This is a genomic window from Devosia sp. MC521, assembly GCF_014127105.1.
Taxonomy (GTDB): Bacteria; Pseudomonadota; Alphaproteobacteria; order Rhizobiales; family Devosiaceae; genus Devosia.
Window position 1 is genome coordinate 832,144 of record NZ_CP059902.1, and the last position, 17,577, is coordinate 849,720.

Genomic DNA, 17,577 nt, shown 5'->3' on the forward strand with positions numbered 1-17,577 from the left:
AGTGTTGTACTAATTCAGGAATAATGAAGCGGCGCACCCGTGGGTGCGCCGCCAAATTCGGTGTTTTGTAAATATATTAGCCTGCGAGAATACGGTCGAGGATCTCGCTAACGTTTCGGCTGAGGTTCGGCTGAGCGCGCAGGCTTTCCAACGCAGAACGACCAAGGGCCTGTCGGCGGGCTTCCAAGTTTGGCAAAATCCGGAACCCGGTGAGAATGCGGCTGGCCACCTGCGGGTTGATCTTGTCCATTTCCGCAACGGTGTCCGTCACAACGCGGAATCCGCTGCCGTCGAGGCGCGTAAACTGCACTAGATTGCTCATTGCAAAGCTGGCGACCAGAGACCGCACACGGTTCGGATTGGTTTTTGGGAACTCTGGATCGGTCATAATGGCCTTGATCCGTTCCACCACACCATCGTCGCTCGACATCGCCGTGGCCATCAACCACTTGTCGAGAACCAGCGGGTCTGCCGTAAAGCGGGTCCGGAAATCCCCAAGGATCGCCTGTGCATCGGCAGTGTTATAGGCCGAAGCATAGCTCAACGCCGCATAGCGATCGGTCATATTGGCGGCGCTATCATATTGCGCCTTGGCCAAAGCTGCGCCGCGATCCGAACCACCCACCAGCAACACCAGCAGCTGATTGCGCAGCGACCGTCGACCAGCAGGTTTTGCATCGGGCGAATAGGGGGCATCAGACGCCAGCGCGTGATAGTGCTTTTCGAGCGTATCAGCGATTGGCGCGATGAGTTCGCGGAGCAGCGAGTTGCGCACGTCACGGACAACTTCGGGGTTCACCCCCTTACCGATGGCGCGGAGAATGCCACCCGTGCCCGGAATTTCCAGCGCTTGCGCCTTAAACGCATCGTCAAGATTGCCGTTTTCCAGCGTATCAACCAGCGCTGCACCAAGCTTGCTGATGGCGCTTTCTGTCCAAGCCTTGCCCGCGACCGCGTCGACCATCAGTTTCGTGGTGGCCGTTTGCACCGCATCCCAGCGGTTAAATGGGTCACGGTCGTGCTGCGCCAAGAACAACAAATCGTTCTGGCTGAGATTGCTCTCAACCTTCACTGGCGCCGAGAAGCCACGGAACAGCGACGGCACTGGCTTATTGGCAACGCCCGTAAACGTCAGTGTCATCTCACCCTTGTCGAGAACGATGAGATCGTCCTCAACCACCCCGCCAGAAACCGCGGTCCAAGTCATCTCGCTGCCATTCGGACCCAAAAGCCCGAAACGCACCGGAATAACGCGGTCCTGTTTGGTCGGCTGACCGGGCGTTGGCTCGATAGTCTGGCTCAGCGTCAGCGTATAAGTCTGGCTCGCGGCATCATAGCTATCGGAGACAGAAACCTTCGGCGTCCCTGCTTCATGATACCAGATGGCAAATTGGCTAAGGTCGCGCCCCGAGGCATCCTCAAACACCTTGAGGAAAGCTTCGATGGTCGTGGCTTCCCCATCATGCCGGTCGAAGTAAAGGTCCGAGGCCTTGCGGAAACCCTCTTCACCGAGCAGCGTCGCTAGCATCCGCACCACTTCCGCGCCCTTTTCGTAGACGGTGGTGGTGTAGAAGTTGTTGATCTCGCGGAAGCTATCCGGAAGCGGCGGATGCGCCAAAGGACCAGCATCTTCCGGGAATTGCGAGGCGCGTAAATTCTGCACATCATGGATGCGCTGCACCGGTCGGCTCCGCTCGTCGCTGGTGAATTCCTGATCGCGATAGACGGTAAAACCTTCCTTCAGACACAGCTGGAACCAGTCGCGGCAGGTGATGCGATTGCCGGTCCAATTGTGGAAGTATTCATGCGCAATCACCCGTTCAATGCCGTGGTAATTGCCATCTGTCGCGGTTTCCGGCTTCGCGAAAACGAGGCGATCGTTGAAGATATTGAGACCCTTGTTCTCCATCGCGCCGAAGTTGAAATCGGAAACGGCAACGATATTGAAAATGTCGAGGTCATACTCGCGACCAAAGCGCTTCTCATCCCAAACCATGGAGCGCTTGAGGCTGTCCATCGCGTAGTCGCATTCGCTTTCCTTGCCGTGCGCGCAGTAAATGCCGAGCTCGACCTTGCGACCGCTCATGGTGGTAAAGCTGTCGTGGATCGAACCAAGATCACCCGCGACAAGCGCGAACAAATACGCCGGCTTCGGGAACGGGTCCTGCCAGACGGCAAAATGCATATTGTCGCCCGCAATCCCCTTATCGATGAGGTTGCCGTTCGACAGCAAGACCGGCGCGACCGAGAGCGGCGCCGTGATCCGTACCTTGAACGGCGCGAGAATATCGGGGCGGTCGTAGTAATAGGTGATGCGGCGGAAGCCTTCGGGCTCGCATTGGGTGCACCAAGTGCCGCTGGAGCGATACAGACCCATTAGCTTTGTGTTCTCAGCGGGCTTGAGGCTCGTCTCAACTTCCAGCACGAAGCGGCGGTTTGGCGGCTCGACGACCGTCAGCTTATTCGGTTCCGCCAGATAGGCTGAAAGCGCCAAAGGCGCGCCATCGATAGCGATGGATTTCAGCACCAGCTCGTCGCCATCCAACACCAGCGAAGTGCCCGGTTCGGTGCCGTCGCGCGGTTCAATGGTGAGCTGCGAGCGGACGCGCGTATTCTCCTCGGTGATATAGAAATCGAGGTCTACTGACACGATCCGGTACGGGGTCGCTGCATAGTCCTTGAGATAAATCGTGTGATCACTATCGGTGCGCATGCAATGTCCAAAGACTTGAAGTTTCGGGTGACGTAGGGCGCGCAATCTGCGCTGCCGACTCCGCCTTAGAGTGTATCTTAAGCGGCACTCTAGCGTGTCGCCCAGTCGTCGGCGTCAAATAAGTCGGGAATAGGGTAAAGCATCACATCTTATCCTGACGTGCTAATCTGGAAGACACACGTCTGTTCTTGCTGTAATCCGCAGCCAAGAATTCGGCTCCATGCGCTCCAGAAGTTTTGAAAACTCTACGGCGCGACATGCGCCAGCCATTATACGAGAGTGAAGATGTTCCGTTGGTTTGAAAGCCGCATCGACGCCTATCCGCACAACGATCCCGTCGAACCGCCAAAAACCCTGTTGGGCTTTTGCCTGCATTACAGTCACGGTGCCAAAAAGTGGCTTGCTGCCATGACAGTGATGGGAGCCGGGGTGGCGATCCTTGAGATTTCCCTCTTCGGCTTCATGGGCTCCATCGTTGATTGGCTCGGCACTGCCGACCGCGCAACCTTCCTTGCAAACGAGGGCTGGAAGCTGGCCGGCATGGCCGTGCTTCTGCTCATCGTCATTCCTGTTTTGCAGTTCGCCGATACGCTGGTGATCCACCAGACCCTGCTCGGCAACTTCCCTCAGCGTATCCGCTGGATGGCGCACCGCTATCTCATTCGCCAGTCGATGAGCTATTTCCAGGACGAGTTCGCGGGTCGCATCGGCGCAAAGCTGATGCAGACCTCGCTGGCCGTGCGCGAAGTGGTGATGAAGGTCCTCGACGTCACTGTTTATGTGGCCGTCTACTTCACCGGCGCAATCGTCTTGGCGTTTATGAGCGACCCTTGGCTCGCGGTGCCCTTCATCGTTTGGCTGGTGCTCTACATTCTGCTGTTGCGCCACTTCATTCCGCGCCTCGGTAAGGTGTCCGAGCTACAGGCAGACGCGCGCTCGGTCATGACCGGTCGTATCGTCGATAGCTACACCAACATCGCTACCGTAAAACTCTTCTCGCACTCCAAGCGCGAAGAGAGCTATGCCCGCGAAAGCATGGATGGTTTTCTCGATACCGTCCATTCTCAGATGCGCCTCGTCACTCTGCTCACCACCACCATTACGGTGATGAACTGCGTGTTGTTGTTCTCGGTCTTTGCCGTCGGCATTGGCCAGTGGCTCAACGGCAATATGACCCCCGGTGCCATTGCCGTTGCCGCTGCGTTGGTTCTGCGTTTCCAGGGCATGAGCCAGTGGATCATGTGGGAAATGTCAGCACTGTTCGAAAACATCGGCGTGGTGCGCGATGGCATTTCCTCCATTTCGCTACCACGTGTGGTTGCTGACAAGCCGAGCGCAAAGCCTATTGGCCGCGTCACCGGCGACATCAAATTTGAAAACGTTTCCTTCCACTACGGCAAGGATAAGGGCGTTATCGAAGGTCTCGATCTGCATATTCAGCCGGGTGAAAAAATCGGCCTCGTCGGCCGCTCCGGCGCGGGCAAATCGACCATCGTCAACCTGCTCTTGCGCTTCTATGACCGTCAATCGGGCCGCATCCTTATCGACGGGCAGGATATTGCTGAAATCACGCAGGATAGCCTACGCGCCAATATCGGCGTTGTGACCCAAGACACTTCGCTGCTGCATCGCTCCGTACGCGATAACATTCTCTATGGTCGCCCCGATGCGTCCGAAGAGATGATGCGCGCCGCAGCCGAAAAGGCGGAGGCCATCGGCTTCATTCCCGGCCTGACCGACGCGAAGGGGCGCACGGGTTTTGACGCTCATGTGGGCGAGCGTGGGGTAAAGCTCTCTGGTGGGCAACGTCAGCGCATCGCCATAGCCCGCGTGCTCCTCAAGAATGCGCCGATCCTCGTTCTCGATGAAGCCACCTCCGCTCTCGACAGCGAAGTGGAAGCAGCAATTCAGGAACAGTTGGTCTCGCTGATGGACGGCAAAACCGTCATCGCCATCGCTCATCGTCTCTCGACCATCGCCATGATGGATCGTTTGATCGTGCTCGATAAAGGCCAGATCGTCGAGCAGGGCCCTCACAGCCAGCTCCTCTCCTCCGGCGGCATTTACTCCCAACTCTGGTCCCGCCAATCCGGCGGATTTTTGGACCCAGACGTCTAAATCTCTCTACACCTCTCCCCCACGGGGAGAGGTCGATCGCAGGTCGGGTGAGCGGGCCTTGCCAGCGCAAAGCCCACGCGCCTTTTTGCCCGGTGTCGTCACCGACCTTTCTTCTCCCTCCCCCTTGCGGGGAGGGCCGGGGTGGGGGAATTCTTGCCTCCCATTCTCCCTTGCGTTGGTTTCCCAACACCCACCAGCCGTCATCCTCGGGCTTGACCCGAGGAGGTTGCACTCACCGCCTACGCCAACTCTTGACTGTATCTCGTTTGAGATACACACTCTGTGAATGGCCGCAAAAACCAGCATGCTCCACGTTCGTATCGATGACGATCTCAAAGCTAAGGCATCTGAGGCTTTGGCCAATGTTGGTCTCACCGTATCCGATGCAGTTCGCATACTGCTCACCCGTGTTGCGCACGAAGGCACACTGCCACCGGGTTTGATTGCGGATCCCGTCGCTTACGATGAGTGGTTTCGGGCGAAAGTCCAACAAGCGCTTGAAAGCGACGCCCCAACGCAGTCGCATGAAAAGGCGATGTCTACGCTGCGCTCTCACCTCAAGTCTTAGGCCATTGCTGCATTGCGTGGAGCACACGCAGCACCGTCACCCAATCACAGCGCCAACCATTCGGCATCTTCCATACAAATATTCCCCATCCCCCTAGACGCCACCATTCCCTCCGCTACAAATAAGGCGATCGAAATCGATTGCACTGGCCCTTTTGCCAGTTGAGGAGGACTTGTCATGGCCGTTCCGGCGTATAACGCCGCCCTGTCTTTGGGCGGTGACTTTTCGTTGCGCGCTATCTCGCGCGACATTGCGACCACCATCGCTCTGCCGGGCGACGTGCATACCGCGCTCTTGAATGCCGATTTGATCCCCGATCCCTATTGGGGCGAGAACGAAAAGCAGGTGCTTTGGGTCGGTGAAACCGCTTGGACCATGGATCGCGTCTTCTCCGCGAAAGAGGCCGATATTGATGGCTATCTGACCCTGACGCTTTCAGAGGTCGATTGTATCGCCACGATCTTCCTCAACGGCGAAGAGATTGCCCGCACGGACAACACCTTCATCCGCTACGACATCGACGTGACCGGCAAAGTACGCCTTGGCGACAACACTCTGCGCCTTGAGTTCGCCGTTGCCGAAGACATTGCCAACGCCCGCGCCGCAGCGCACCCATTCCCCATTCCCTTCACCAAAAACTACCAGACCAATGGGCTGAAGGGCATTCCGATGAACTTCATTCGCAAGCCCGCATGCCACGCGGGTTGGGATTGGGGCATCTGCACCATGCCGGTTGGCGTCTATGGCACCATGAGCCTGCGCAAATCGCGCCTCGCTCGTCAGGAAAGCGTGCAGGTCGATCAGGTGCACGGCAAAACCACCGTTGAGCTTTCGATCAAAACCATCGTTCACGCTTTCGCTCATGGCGAGGTTGAAGTCGCCCACACCATCGGTGGACATCAGATCCTTGATCGTGTTGCGGTCCAAAAGGGCGAGAACGTCCTCACCCACAATGTCACGATCCACGATCCAAAACTGTGGTGGCCAGCAGGGCAGGGCGAACAGCATCTTTATGACCTCGTCACCGACCTTGAAGGCGAAGTCACCACCCGCAAGATTGGCCTACGCGACCTCCAATGGGTGATCGAGAAGGACGAGATCGACCACACCTTCAAGTGCCGGATCAATGGTCGCGACATCACCATGATGGGCGCCAATTGGATCCCAGCTGATGCGATCCCTTCGCGCATCACGCCAGAAGTTGTTGGCGATCTCCTCGCCAGCGCCAAAGCGGCCAATATGAACATGCTGCGCATTTGGGGCGGTGGGCAGTTCGAGCCCGATTGGTTCTACGACAAATGCGATGAGCTCGGCATTCTCATCTGGCACGACTTCATGTTCGCCTGCATGAGCTATCCGTCCAACCGTGAGTTCCTGGCGTCCATCGAAACGGAAGTCACCCAGCAGGTCCGCCGTCTGTCGCACCACGCTTGCATCGCCCTCTGGTGCGGCGATAACGAGGTCATTGGCTCGCTCGATTGGTATCCCGAAACCAAGAAGGACAAAGAGCGCTACATAGCCAATTATGACCGCGTAAATTCGCTTCTCCATCGCATCGTCGAAGACGAAGACCCAATCCGTCGGTTCTGGCCGTCCTCGCCTTCGCTGGGCTATATGGACTTCTCCGATGGCTGGCATTCCGACACGCGCGGTGACCTCCACTATTGGGACGTCTGGCACTCCGCCAAAAGCTTTGAAGCCTACCGCACGGTCAATCCGCGCTTTGCCTCCGAATTCGGCTTCCAGAGCTTCACCTCAATGAATGTCATCGAGACCTTCTCTGAGGAAAAGGATCGCAATCCATCGTCGCCCGTCATGGAAAACCACCAGCGCAATGCGGGCGGCAATGCGCGCATTCTCGAAACCATGACGCGCTACTTCCGCTTCCCGCGCGATTTCACCCAGATGGTGTTCCTGTCGCAAATCCAGCAGGGTCTCGCGATCAAGACGGCCATTGAATATTGGCGTTCCACCAAGCCGCGCTGCATGGGCACACTCTATTGGCAGATCAACGATCTCTGGCCGGTCGCGTCTTGGTCTTCGCTCGATTACGGCGGTCAGTGGAAGCTGATGCACTATATGGCGCGCCGCTTCTTCTTGCCTATCAATGTTGTCGCCGTGCCTCAGCACACCGAATTGCGCACCAATACGCGTGGCATTCCCGTTGAAGGCCAGCTGCCGAGTGAAATCGTCCTCAAGGCAATCAATGACACAGGCCACGCCGCAACGATCGCGCTCGAAGTCCTCGCGGTTCGCGTTTCCGGCGGGCAACGGCAGCTGTGGTCGGGCAATGCCGCTGTCGGTCCCGATGCGGCCATTGCTGTAACCGAAATTGCCACGAGCACCCTTGCTGAGGACGAATTCCTCTACTTCATCTGGAAAGACGCCAACGGAACTATTCTGGGCGAGAACGACTTCTTCCTCAAACCCTACAAGGCTTTTGAACTGCCGCAAGCGAATGTCTCGTCCAAGTGGAGCGAGGCGAATGGTCAGCCGGTCCTTACCCTTGAGGCGGACGCCCCCGCATTCTTTGTCACGGCGACGACCAATGTTCCGGGCTATTTCTCCGACAATGCGGTCACACTTCTGCCGGGTCGTCCTGTGTCGCTCACCTTCACATCACGCCGCGGCGCGGAGGTTAGCGTTGCAACGCTGTCAGAGGGTTTGACGGTTCAGCACCTCGCTGAAACCTTCTAAACCGGGAAAGCTCCAAACTTCCATACAAGATTGTGAGCCGCACCTATTGACTTGGGTGCGGCTTTCTTCAACCCTACCGATGCGGCGCATAAGACTCCCGCCGCGGAGTACCACCCTTGTTCATAGAATTTTCGTCCACGCCCACACCGGGCGGGCCGTCGTTTGAGTTTCGCTAATGGCTTTTCCTGTTTTGCCGGTCGAGAACCGCGTCAACACCGCCATTGGCTTCCTGATGCTGTCCCAAGTCGTGCTGCTGGTGCTCGATATTTCGGCCAAATGGCTGGCGCTCTCGGGCATGCCGACCACCGAAATCGTCTTCGTGCGCTATGGCATGCACTTCATTTTGCTCATGCTGCTCTTCCTCCCGGTGCAGGGCAAAAACCTGTTCCGCTCGGGCAATATCAAGCTTGAGCTTGTGCGCGGCTTTTGCCTGTTTAGCACCACCTCGCTCAACTTCTGGGCGATGAGCTATCTGGCCCTCACCGTCACCAGCGCCATTGCCTTCACGGCGCCTCTCATGGTCTGCGCTCTGTCCGGTCCCATGCTGGGCGAAAAGGTGGGCTGGCGTCGCTGGATGGCCATCGGCATTGGCTTTATCGGCACGCTGATCATCGTCCGCCCCGGCTCTGAGGCCTTCCACCCCGCGGCATTCATCAGCCTTGGCTGCGCGGTCTTCCTCGCACTCTTCACCATTTTCACCCGCAAACTTGCGGGGGTAGATGCCGCGCTGACGCAACAATTTTACGCCAGCATTGTGCCGATCACGCTTTTGGCTCCCGTGGCCCTCACGGGCTGGGTCTGGCCACAAAGCTCGATCTCTTGGGCTGCGTTCTTTGTTATGGGTGCCGCCGGGCTCTTCGGGCACATCTTAAACTCCACAGCGCTCCGATACGCGGGCGCATCCATCCTTGCGCCCTTCACCTATGTCAGCCTCGTCTATCTCTCGATTGCCAGCTGGTTGATTTTCAACGAGCCGCCGGATGCTTGGTTTATCCTGGGCGCCTCGATCATCATCGGCTCGGGTATTTATATCTGGCTGCGCGAGCGCAAAGTGGCGCGACAAGCCGCTGCCGTTCCCCTCGTCGATTAAAACAAAAGGGCCAGCGAAAGCTGGCCCTAATTTTATTTCTCGGTGACTTCTTCGAGCGGCTTTTTGGTTTCTGCCGCGCCGTGAACAATAAGCCGGTTTGAGCGCTGCCCGGTGAAATGGGTCCACAGCCAGCTGATGGTCACGAAGATGCGCGTCTTGATTTCGACGAGGAAATAGACGTGCGCAATGCACCATAGCCACCACGCCACCCAGCCGGTGAAGACCACCTTGCCGAAGTCGGTCACTGCCGAGCGCTTGCCGATCGTCGCCAGATCGCCCGCGTGCTTATAATTGAACGGCACATGCCGCCTATCGCCCACGAGGCGACGGTTGATAACGCCTGCCACATAGGCGCCCATCTGCTTGGCAGCAGGGGCCACGCCCGGCACAGGCTTGCCGTTGAACGTCGTGCTCGCCACGTCGCCGATGACAAAAACATTGTCCATGCCCGGCACGCGCAGATCATCGCCAACCTGCACGCGGCCTGCGCGGTCGCCTTCAATGCCCAGCCACTTGGCAGCCGGCGACGCCGACACACCCGCGGCCCAGATAACAGTGCGTGTCGGCAGGTACTTTACGCCATAGCGCACGCCTTCATCGTCGATATGAACCACAGCAGAGCCAAGTTCCACTTCCACGCCCAGCTTATTGAGCGCGCTCAGCGTGTAATCCGACAATGCCGGACGGAAGTTGCCCAACACCTTGCCCGCGGCTTCGATCAACACCACGCGCAGCTCTTCGGGCTTGATGTGTGTGAACTGGTTCTTGAGCGAAATCCGGCCCAGCTCGATAATCGCGCCTGCCAGTTCCACACCCGTCGGACCCGCGCCGATCACGGCAAAGGTCAGCAGCGCCTTGCGCTTTTCCGGGTCGTTCTCGCGCTCTGCGGCTTCAAAAGCCAGCAGCAGCTTGCGGCGAATAGCGGTCGCGTCTTCGAGCGTCTTCAGGCCCGGCGCGTATTTTTCCCACTCGTCATGGCCGAAATAGGCGTGCTGCGCACCCGTCGCCAAAATCAGGCTGTCATAGGCTTCGCGCGTACCGTCCTCGAGCACAACTTCGCGCGCCCCGGTATCGACGCCGGTCACGGTTGCCATCAACACATGCGCATTCTCTTGGCTGCGCAAAATGTGGCGGATCGGCCAGGCGATTTCCGAAGGGCTCAGCGCGGCGGTCGCGACTTGATAGAGCAGGGGCTGAAACAAGTGGTGGTTGCGACGGTCGATCACCACCACTTCAGCGTCAGCGGACTTCAAGGCCTTCGCCGCAGCCATTCCGCCGAACCCGGCGCCCACAATTACGACGCGGTGTTTACGGCTCGTCATGGCTAGTCCTTGTATAGTGCGTCTTAGACGCTAGAGATTCTTGGTCTTTTTCTCCCAACCTTCGCTGTAATTTTTGAACCCTTGTACGACAAGCGGCGGAAATGCCGCAGGCAGGGGGGCTTGAGGGAGATCTTCACAACATAATACCGCGGCCCCGAAACTGGTTCCTGTACTGTCCTGCGAGGCGTGGACCGGCCTTTCGGTCAGCGCCGCCAAAGCCCGGCAATACAAGGCGTTCCGCGCCAGCGGCCCCTCCACAATAATCGCCTCGCCGACCCCGCAAAGTCCCAAGGCCGCGCGGGTCAAATGCGCGAGGTACAGTGTCGCAGCAGCCGTGCGCTGCCCCTCTGTCAGCACCGACTTGTCCACAGACCATTCGCCTCGCCTCTGCCCATAGGGGCCCACACCGGCGACAAAACTCGGATAGGCCTGCACCTGCTGCTCGATCACGAAAGCAATGTCCGCCGCGCTCGGCTCGGCATAGTTCGGCACCAAGAGATCGAACTCGCGCCCACCCATAAACCGCGCCGTCGGCACAGGACGCCCCAGCGCGTCGACATTGGCCAGACTGTCGCGTTCCTTGTCGAGCGCTGCAGTGCTGCCCCCAAGGGTCATGCAAATGGTCCAGGTGCCGCTGGATATGACAGTAACCGGATTCTGAAACCGGGTGAGATAGGGCACCAGCGACGCGTTTGAATCGTGAATGCCCGAGCAAACCGGCGTGTCTGCGGGCAGCCCGGTCTCAACCGCCACCCGCGCCGTAATATGCCCCAAGACCGCCGCAGCCGGTTTGACGGGCGGAAACAGCGCGCGCCACCCTTGCTGCGCCACCATCTGCGAAAAATCCCCCGTATTGGGGTTCCACAGATCGGTATGGCATCCCAATGAGGTCGCTTCGCTGGCGCGCTTTCCGGTCAGCCGCCACGCCCAATATTGCGGATAGGTCAGGATCGTCGTCACCCGCGCAAAATCGTCCGGGAAACTCTGCGCCTGCCAGAAAATCTGCGCGCCTAGATTGAGCCCATTGGGCAAGCGCGGCGACAGTGTTTCTTCAAACGTCCCCCGCGCCAGTCCATAGGCTTCGGCGCAAGTCTCGGGCAGGGGGCTTTCATAGTCGAGCACCGGCAGGGCCAATTCATCCCCCGCCACCAGCGCCGCCGTTGCGCCATGCGTGGTGATGGAAATCGCCCCCACCCCATACTCCGCCTCAAACGCCCGCAACCCGTCGAGAATAAACGCCCAGAGCCGCTCTGTGTCATGAGCCAGAATAGCGGTCCCGCCTACGTCCAATTCGATGGACCGATTGGGTGTTGAGCGCGTGTCGATATGGTGTCCATCGCCCCCCAGCAAAACCAGTTTCGCATTGGTTTTTCCAATATCGATGACAGCAATATTGCGATTAGACGAAGCGGTCATCGGCCCTCCCCAGCACAACGAACCACTCGAAACTAAATGATTTTTTGGGCGGGGGCTACGCTGGAATGGTAGGGGTTTTGGGCTGTTCTATTCGTGCCGAGGGATCGCCCCATGCGGCAACCACCACCAGTCCTCACCCTCGGGCCTGACCGGAGGGCTCTTCACTTTCCAATTCTCACACGGACGCAGGCCTGCGAAACCTACCCCGCCCCTGCAGAGGTATTTCTGAAACAGCCCATGCTCACGTGCAGTTTTGGTGCGACCAGCCTCAATACGGCCTAGTCCTCGTCATCGCCAGCTGGTGTTTTAACGTACCGAATAAACGCGAAGACAAATGTTGCAAGCAGGATCGACGCATCGCCGTGCGACGGGAAAATTATGATCCCTTTGAATTCCACAAAGCCGAACGCCACTCGAATGACTGCGGCGGTTAGTGCCCAAGTGATCATGAGATTTCTGAATCGCTTGGGTGGTGGGTCAAGCATATAAGACATGGAAAACTAAACTGGGCGATTCATTGCATTATTGGCAAGCTATGGAGTGGAAATCGTCTCGTCTATTGTGGTTCTGATTTCTGCTTAATGCAGTCAGTTTTAATAAAGTCTACAAAAGAGCCGTCATTAGTTTTAGGTTATAGTGTTCAGTATTGGTAATGAAATTTGCTATCGAGCTGTCGAGGAATCTTGGTTCCGATTTATTAGTGCAACTCTATTTCTATTGTGGAAGGTAGTGAATTGTCGCGACTTGGACATGGTCGATCATCGTACGGGCTTTATCAACTAATCGGCACTGTGTTCGTGTTAGCCGTCTTTTCCTTCGCTCGGCCGGGAACATATCCGAATAAAGGGCCGTCTCTATACGAGCGGTTTCGGAGTGGTGCCGCCAACGATGTGGATATCCTCATCAGTCTTGGGATGATCATCGCCATCGCCTATTCAGTCGCCGTTCTGATTAGCGATGTCAGGAGCACTGGGCATTGGTGGTAACCTGACCTCGCCTTCAAACCAGCCCTCGTCGTCCCCCTCGGGCCTGACCTGATGGCGCTACACTTCAATTCGGCACTCTCCACCCCGCCACCCCCGCGAACGCGGTGGCCTCCGTTACTGACGCTCCGAACTCTCCACCCCGTCATTGCCGGCCCTGTCCCGGCAATCCAGTCGGAACCACGATCGCACTGGATCCCCGGGACAAGCCCGAGGATGACGCCGAGTGGAGCCCACCACTCACCAAACTCTCGTATCAGCAAGCACAGCCCCCTCGGCTCAAGGCCGAGGGTGACGCAGAAAGTGTGTGGCCAGTGTCGCGGTCAACAAAGGCGTCCGCAGCCCTTGCCCATCAAACTTCACCCTTCCGAGCGCTTGGCTCCAGCCACCAGCTGTCACCCTCGGGCCTGACCTGATGGCGCTACACTTCAAGCCAACACTATCCACCTCGTACCCCCGCGAAAGCGGGGGCCTCCGTTACTGACGCTCCGAACTCTCCACCCCGTCATTGCCGGCCCTGTCCCGGCAATCCAGTCGGAACCACGATCGCACTGGATCCCCGGGACAAGCCCGAGGATGACGCCGAGAGTGTGTGGCCAATGTCGCGGTCAACAAAGGCGTCCGCAGCCCTTGCCCATCAAACTTCACCCTTCCGAGCGCTTCGCTCCAGCCACCAGCATCCCCCGCGACCAGCCGTCACCCTCGGGCTTGACCCGAGGGCTCTGCACTTGGCGCGACCGTCGCAAGACCATTGAAGGCACCAAACCTTCCCCTCCCACATTGCGTTCATTTGCGCCGCGTCATCACTCCTCCCAAAGCAGACACCTAAGCATGTGCTCACATCTTTAGCATCGCCTGCGATACATTTCGCTTCGGTCGGGTGGCGGCGGCTCATCAAGCAATATGTCCATGCACTCCTTTGCTTGTGACGCCGGTGCGTAGCCATCGCGCATAAAGGTGCCGACGTAGTCCCAATGGTCCGACGGTTTGGTCCGCTCCAGCCGGAGTGGTGCCTGTAAAACTTTCCATGCACCTGCGAAGTCGATGATTCCCAGCTTTCTATCTTCTGTTCGGTATAGATTGGTCCGCAAATCTGGTCCCCACTCAGTGAGTAGGCTTACTTCGACAAGCGCTCCTTGCCGATCGACCAGCTTAAGGGTTCGGGAGCCTCCACTTCGACCAACCGTGACGGTCAATCCATCGGGCTCATATTCTGCGCTGCTTTCCCAATAACCAAAATCAAGCGTGCAGAAGGAGACGACGCCGAGCACAACTAGGGCAAGCAAGATTAACCGAACGACATTGTGCCAATTCAATCTACCGCCCTTATGCATGCGTCAACTTAGCCATCATTGTGCATATAAGCTGCCTGTCCGCAGCCCACACCCGTTTCCGTCGATCCCACACGGCGCATACGGCGGCGATCGTTTCCGAAGCTTTGGGGAGCGGATGAGGACATTACGACCGATACCGAGCCCACTGCTGACGTTCAAAAGGTTGATGTGACCGCTTCAAAGCGGACACAACAAGCACGTGCGCTATTTTAGTGTAATGCCATTTTTCGGCGGATGAAGATGTCGGCAACTGCCGCCAGCACTGAAATAACTGCCATAACTGCGAGCACTGACACATTGAAAATGCCCTCGCCCATGGCACTCATTCCTGCGGCAAACAGAAGTATAAAACACGCTGTAGCCGTGATCAAAGCATGCCGAAACTCTGCCATCACCCACCCCTTGCTACTCGCCACGCTAACAGGTCAGAACCAACGAGCAAGCACGACGGCCCCTGCTGGTTAATGGCTTACACTTCCGTAGCCGCTTCGCGCTTATCTGGTTCCAAAGCTGCCAGTCCCCTTCCCACCCCGTTTCCGTCGATCCCAAACGGCGCATTCGGGGGCGATACCCGTCCGCTGTGAAGTTGCGGACAGCCCTATCGCCCCCACATCCCTTTGAGTGGCCCTATCGCCCTCTCCATGGTACAGACGGCAAAAGTTTAGTGCCGGGCCACGATCCCTCGACGTGGTGCAGATAGAATACGCATGGACATTCAGACCCTAAAACGCTCCCGACGGTTCTCCGTCGCCCCTATGCTCGATTGGACCGACCGGCACTGCCGCGTGCTCCATCGGCTGCTGACGCACCATTCCCTGCTGTTCACCGAAATGGTGACAACGGGTGCTGTGGTGCATGGCGATGCGGAGCGGCACCTGCGGTTTGATCCGGTTGAACAGCCCGTCGCCTTGCAATTGGGTGGGTCCGATCCCGTCGATCTCGCCACGGCGTGCAAAATCGCCGAAACTTTTGGCTATAACGAGATCAATCTCAATGTCGGTTGCCCGTCAGATCGCGTCCAGTCCGGCCGCTTTGGCGCCTGCCTCATGGCCGAGCCTGATCTCGTGGCTGACTGTGTGAAGGCCATGCGCGACGCAACTTCGCTCCCCGTTACCGTCAAATGCCGCATCGGCATTGATGATCAGGACATTGAAGAGAGCTTGGATCGCTTCGCCGACAAAATGGTCGAAGCCGAAGTGGACGCGCTTTATGTCCACGCCCGCAAGGCCTGGCTAAAAGGCCTGTCGCCGAAAGAAAACCGCACCATTCCGCCGCTCGAATATGCCCGCGTTTATCGCCTGAAGCAGCGCCTGCCGCATGTGCAGATGCTGATCAATGGCGGCATCGAAACGTTTGAGCAGATCGACGAGCATATGCAGCATATGGATGGGGTGATGGTGGGCCGCGCCGCCTATCACAATCCCATGCTGATGGCCGAGGTGGAGGCGCGTCTCTTCGACGACACCCGCGCCGTGCCCGATTTCACGCAAATCATGGCTTCTATGGCCGATTATGCCGAAGGCGAATTGGCCAAGGGCACGCGGCTGAACAATATCGCCCGCCACATGCTGGGCCTCGCCAATGGCCGTCCGGGCGCGCGTCAGTTCCGGCAAATCATGAGTGTCGATGCCTGCAAGGCAGGCGCGGGACCGGAAGTATTTGCGCGCGCAGTGGCCGTGGTCGAAGACCGCGCTGTTGAAGAAATCGCCTAATCGGCGATTTCGAGCGAATTCTGCGTCACCGAATAGCGGCTGAGCGTTTCAAGGAAGGTCATGCCCAAAAGGCTGGTTTCCAAAACGCCTTCGCGCGTCACCAGCGCCGTAATATTGCGCCGCTCAATGCCGCCAACGCTGATCGAGCTTAGCCGCACCCGTGCGGCGAGGCCTTGCCCATTGGCGGTGGAGACCGGCACGATATAGCGCAAATCCTCGGTTCTAATCCCCGCTGCTTCCGCATCCGGTACGGTCAGCACCACAGTCGATGCGCCCGTGTCGAACACCATTGGCGTTTCGTGGCCGTTCACGTTCGTGCGCACTTCAAAGTGCCCGTTCATGCCACGGCGGAACGTTGCCGTGCCGCCTTGCGCATCGACAAGCGCCACGCCGGGCTGGAGTTCGCCCGCGACTCGCTGGGCGACATTAAAAATCTCATCGCGATAGGTGTAGGTGACGATGACGATGGCGAAAATGCCGACCCACCCAATCACACCGCCGACCAGTTCAGCCGCACGGAACCGGCGGGCAGACATGCCACCCGCCACTATGATCAAAATAATCACCAGCGGCACCAGCTGGGCCGTCTGCATTTGGCTCAGGCCGATCAGCGTGCCCGCATCGGCGCTGATCAACAGCGCAATGCCAACCGCGATCACCAGGGCTAGGCCAATAAACAGCATTCTCGTTTCGCTCCGCACCGTCGCACGCAGTCCATTTAGGCGCGCACTGCCGACATTTTAAAGGCGTTAAATGAAGAGAAGTAAAAGAGTGATCCCGACGATCTCACCCAGCGCGCCAGCTGCGCCCAAAAGGTCGCCCGTTTGCCCCTTCACGAGCCGCATGCACCATTTGGTCCAGCCAAAGCTCAGGAGCCCGATGCCTGCCATTGCGACCAGAGTGCCAATCGGGCCCACGTAAAATCCGCAGCCGATGCAGAACAAAACTGTCGTCAGCGCGATGCCAATCCAGAAGTCGCGCGCCGAGAGAATACCGGCTGTGGCCGCGACGCCGTCAGAACGCGCTGGAGGCAGGGCATGTGCCATCCAAAGCCCCGCCACGCGCCCATAAGTGCTGGCACAAAGCCACAAAATGGCCCCCATAATCGCGCTCTGTTCAGCCATTGCGGTGAGGGCGGTGACACGCAAAACGAGAAACAGACACAGCGCCGCCACCCCATAAGTGCCGTGCCGACTGTCCTTGAAAATCTCCAAGCGCCGCTCGGGCGTATAGCCGCCAAACAGCCCATCAGCCGCATCGGCGATAGCGTCTTCCATCATCCCGCCGCCGACAATGATCATCGCCGCAACCGCCAATGTCGCCGCAAAAGCTGTCGGAAGACCCGCGCTAACTCCAAGCACTAAAACAGCAATTGGGAAAATGCCGATGATGATAGAGGCAAAGGGCAGGGCCCGTGCGATCCGCCCCAAGTCGGGAACTTCATGCGGCGAAGACCCGGTCGGTAGCCGCGAAAAGAATCGCAGCGTCATCACAATATCCGCCCAAAACCGGGTGAGGGCATTGCTCTTAGCGTGCGTTTCGCCCGGTTCTTTCGGCAAATCGGTCAATTGCATTCAGCTCCGATATGGGCAACAAGACCCGCGCTTCTCTAACATATTGCGCC

Annotated in this window: 12 protein-coding genes; 5 read left to right on the forward strand and 7 right to left on the reverse strand. The window is 58.1% G+C overall.

Annotated features, from left to right (window positions below; all coding sequences use genetic code 11):
* Positions 1-76: 76 nt before the first annotated feature.
* A complete protein-coding gene (pepN, locus tag H4N61_RS03985; protein WP_182395059.1) occupies positions 77-2,713 on the reverse strand; it encodes an aminopeptidase N in 2,637 nt (878 codons plus the stop codon).
* A gap of 285 nt (positions 2,714-2,998) precedes the next feature.
* Here pepN and H4N61_RS03990 point away from each other — a divergent pair, with 285 nt between their 5' ends.
* The 4 genes from H4N61_RS03990 to H4N61_RS04005 all read left to right on the forward strand — a co-directional run bounded on the left by H4N61_RS03990 (position 2,999) and on the right by H4N61_RS04005 (position 9,186).
* Positions 2,999-4,831: an ABC transporter ATP-binding protein gene (locus H4N61_RS03990; RefSeq protein ID WP_182395060.1), complete on the forward strand. Its 1,833-nt coding sequence runs from the start codon at positions 2,999-3,001 to the stop codon at positions 4,829-4,831.
* A gap of 286 nt (positions 4,832-5,117) precedes the next feature.
* Complete coding sequence (locus H4N61_RS03995) at positions 5,118-5,399, forward strand: type II toxin-antitoxin system RelB/DinJ family antitoxin (RefSeq protein ID WP_182395061.1); 282 nt, start codon at positions 5,118-5,120, stop codon at positions 5,397-5,399.
* A gap of 177 nt (positions 5,400-5,576) precedes the next feature.
* Positions 5,577-8,096, forward strand: coding sequence for a glycoside hydrolase family 2 protein (locus tag H4N61_RS04000; protein ID WP_169194692.1), 2,520 nt, complete (start codon positions 5,577-5,579; stop codon positions 8,094-8,096).
* Between the two features lie 175 nt (positions 8,097-8,271).
* A complete protein-coding gene (locus H4N61_RS04005) occupies positions 8,272-9,186 on the forward strand; it encodes a DMT family transporter (RefSeq protein ID WP_182395062.1) in 915 nt (304 codons plus the stop codon).
* A 32-nt stretch (positions 9,187-9,218) separates the two neighbouring features.
* Here H4N61_RS04005 and H4N61_RS04010 read toward each other — a convergent pair whose 3' ends face one another.
* The 4 genes from H4N61_RS04010 to H4N61_RS04025 all read right to left on the reverse strand — a co-directional run bounded on the left by H4N61_RS04010 (position 9,219) and on the right by H4N61_RS04025 (position 14,633).
* Complete coding sequence (locus tag H4N61_RS04010; protein ID WP_169194694.1) at positions 9,219-10,508, reverse strand: NAD(P)/FAD-dependent oxidoreductase; 1,290 nt, start codon at positions 10,506-10,508, stop codon at positions 9,219-9,221.
* A 30-nt stretch (positions 10,509-10,538) separates the two neighbouring features.
* Positions 10,539-11,924 (reverse strand): FGGY family carbohydrate kinase, encoded by a 1,386-nt coding sequence (locus H4N61_RS04015; RefSeq protein ID WP_169194695.1) that lies wholly within the window; start codon positions 11,922-11,924, stop codon positions 10,539-10,541.
* Positions 11,925-13,752: 1,828 nt separating this feature from the next.
* Complete coding sequence (locus H4N61_RS04020; protein WP_182395063.1) at positions 13,753-14,223, reverse strand: hypothetical protein; 471 nt, start codon at positions 14,221-14,223, stop codon at positions 13,753-13,755.
* Between the two features lie 227 nt (positions 14,224-14,450).
* Positions 14,451-14,633: a hypothetical protein gene (locus H4N61_RS04025; RefSeq protein ID WP_182395064.1), complete on the reverse strand. Its 183-nt coding sequence runs from the start codon at positions 14,631-14,633 to the stop codon at positions 14,451-14,453.
* A gap of 315 nt (positions 14,634-14,948) precedes the next feature.
* Here H4N61_RS04025 and dusA point away from each other — a divergent pair, with 315 nt between their 5' ends.
* Positions 14,949-15,953 (forward strand): tRNA dihydrouridine(20/20a) synthase DusA, encoded by a 1,005-nt coding sequence (gene dusA, locus H4N61_RS04030; RefSeq protein ID WP_182395065.1) that lies wholly within the window; start codon positions 14,949-14,951, stop codon positions 15,951-15,953.
* Here the strand turns inward: dusA and H4N61_RS04035 are convergent.
* A complete protein-coding gene (locus H4N61_RS04035) occupies positions 15,950-16,636 on the reverse strand; it encodes a TIGR02281 family clan AA aspartic protease (RefSeq protein ID WP_182395067.1) in 687 nt (228 codons plus the stop codon). The two genes, dusA and H4N61_RS04035, sit on opposite strands and share 4 nt — an antisense overlap.
* Positions 16,637-16,702: 66 nt before the next feature.
* Positions 16,703-17,521 carry an adenosylcobinamide-GDP ribazoletransferase gene (locus H4N61_RS04040; RefSeq protein ID WP_169194700.1) on the reverse strand — a complete coding sequence of 273 codons (819 nt, stop codon included), beginning with the start codon at positions 17,519-17,521 and terminating at the stop codon, positions 16,703-16,705.
* Positions 17,522-17,577: the final 56 nt, after the last annotated feature.

What these genes read in the sequence shown, in the direction of transcription:
- pepN (WP_182395059.1), bottom strand. Translation starts at nt 2,713, where the DNA reads ATGCGCACCGATAGTGATCACACGATTTATCTCAAGGACTATGCAGCG.
- H4N61_RS03990 (WP_182395060.1), top strand. Translation starts at nt 2,999, where the DNA reads ATGTTCCGTTGGTTTGAAAGCCGCATCGACGCCTATCCGCACAACGAT.
- H4N61_RS03995 (WP_182395061.1), top strand. Translation starts at nt 5,118, where the DNA reads ATGGCCGCAAAAACCAGCATGCTCCACGTTCGTATCGATGACGATCTC.
- H4N61_RS04000 (WP_169194692.1), top strand. Translation starts at nt 5,577, where the DNA reads ATGGCCGTTCCGGCGTATAACGCCGCCCTGTCTTTGGGCGGTGACTTT.
- H4N61_RS04005 (WP_182395062.1), top strand. Translation starts at nt 8,272, where the DNA reads ATGGCTTTTCCTGTTTTGCCGGTCGAGAACCGCGTCAACACCGCCATT.
- H4N61_RS04010 (WP_169194694.1), bottom strand. Translation starts at nt 10,508, where the DNA reads ATGACGAGCCGTAAACACCGCGTCGTAATTGTGGGCGCCGGGTTCGGC.
- H4N61_RS04015 (WP_169194695.1), bottom strand. Translation starts at nt 11,924, where the DNA reads ATGACCGCTTCGTCTAATCGCAATATTGCTGTCATCGATATTGGAAAA.
- H4N61_RS04025 (WP_182395064.1), bottom strand. Translation starts at nt 14,633, where the DNA reads ATGGCAGAGTTTCGGCATGCTTTGATCACGGCTACAGCGTGTTTTATA.
- dusA (WP_182395065.1), top strand. Translation starts at nt 14,949, where the DNA reads ATGGACATTCAGACCCTAAAACGCTCCCGACGGTTCTCCGTCGCCCCT.
- H4N61_RS04035 (WP_182395067.1), bottom strand. Translation starts at nt 16,636, where the DNA reads ATGCTGTTTATTGGCCTAGCCCTGGTGATCGCGGTTGGCATTGCGCTG.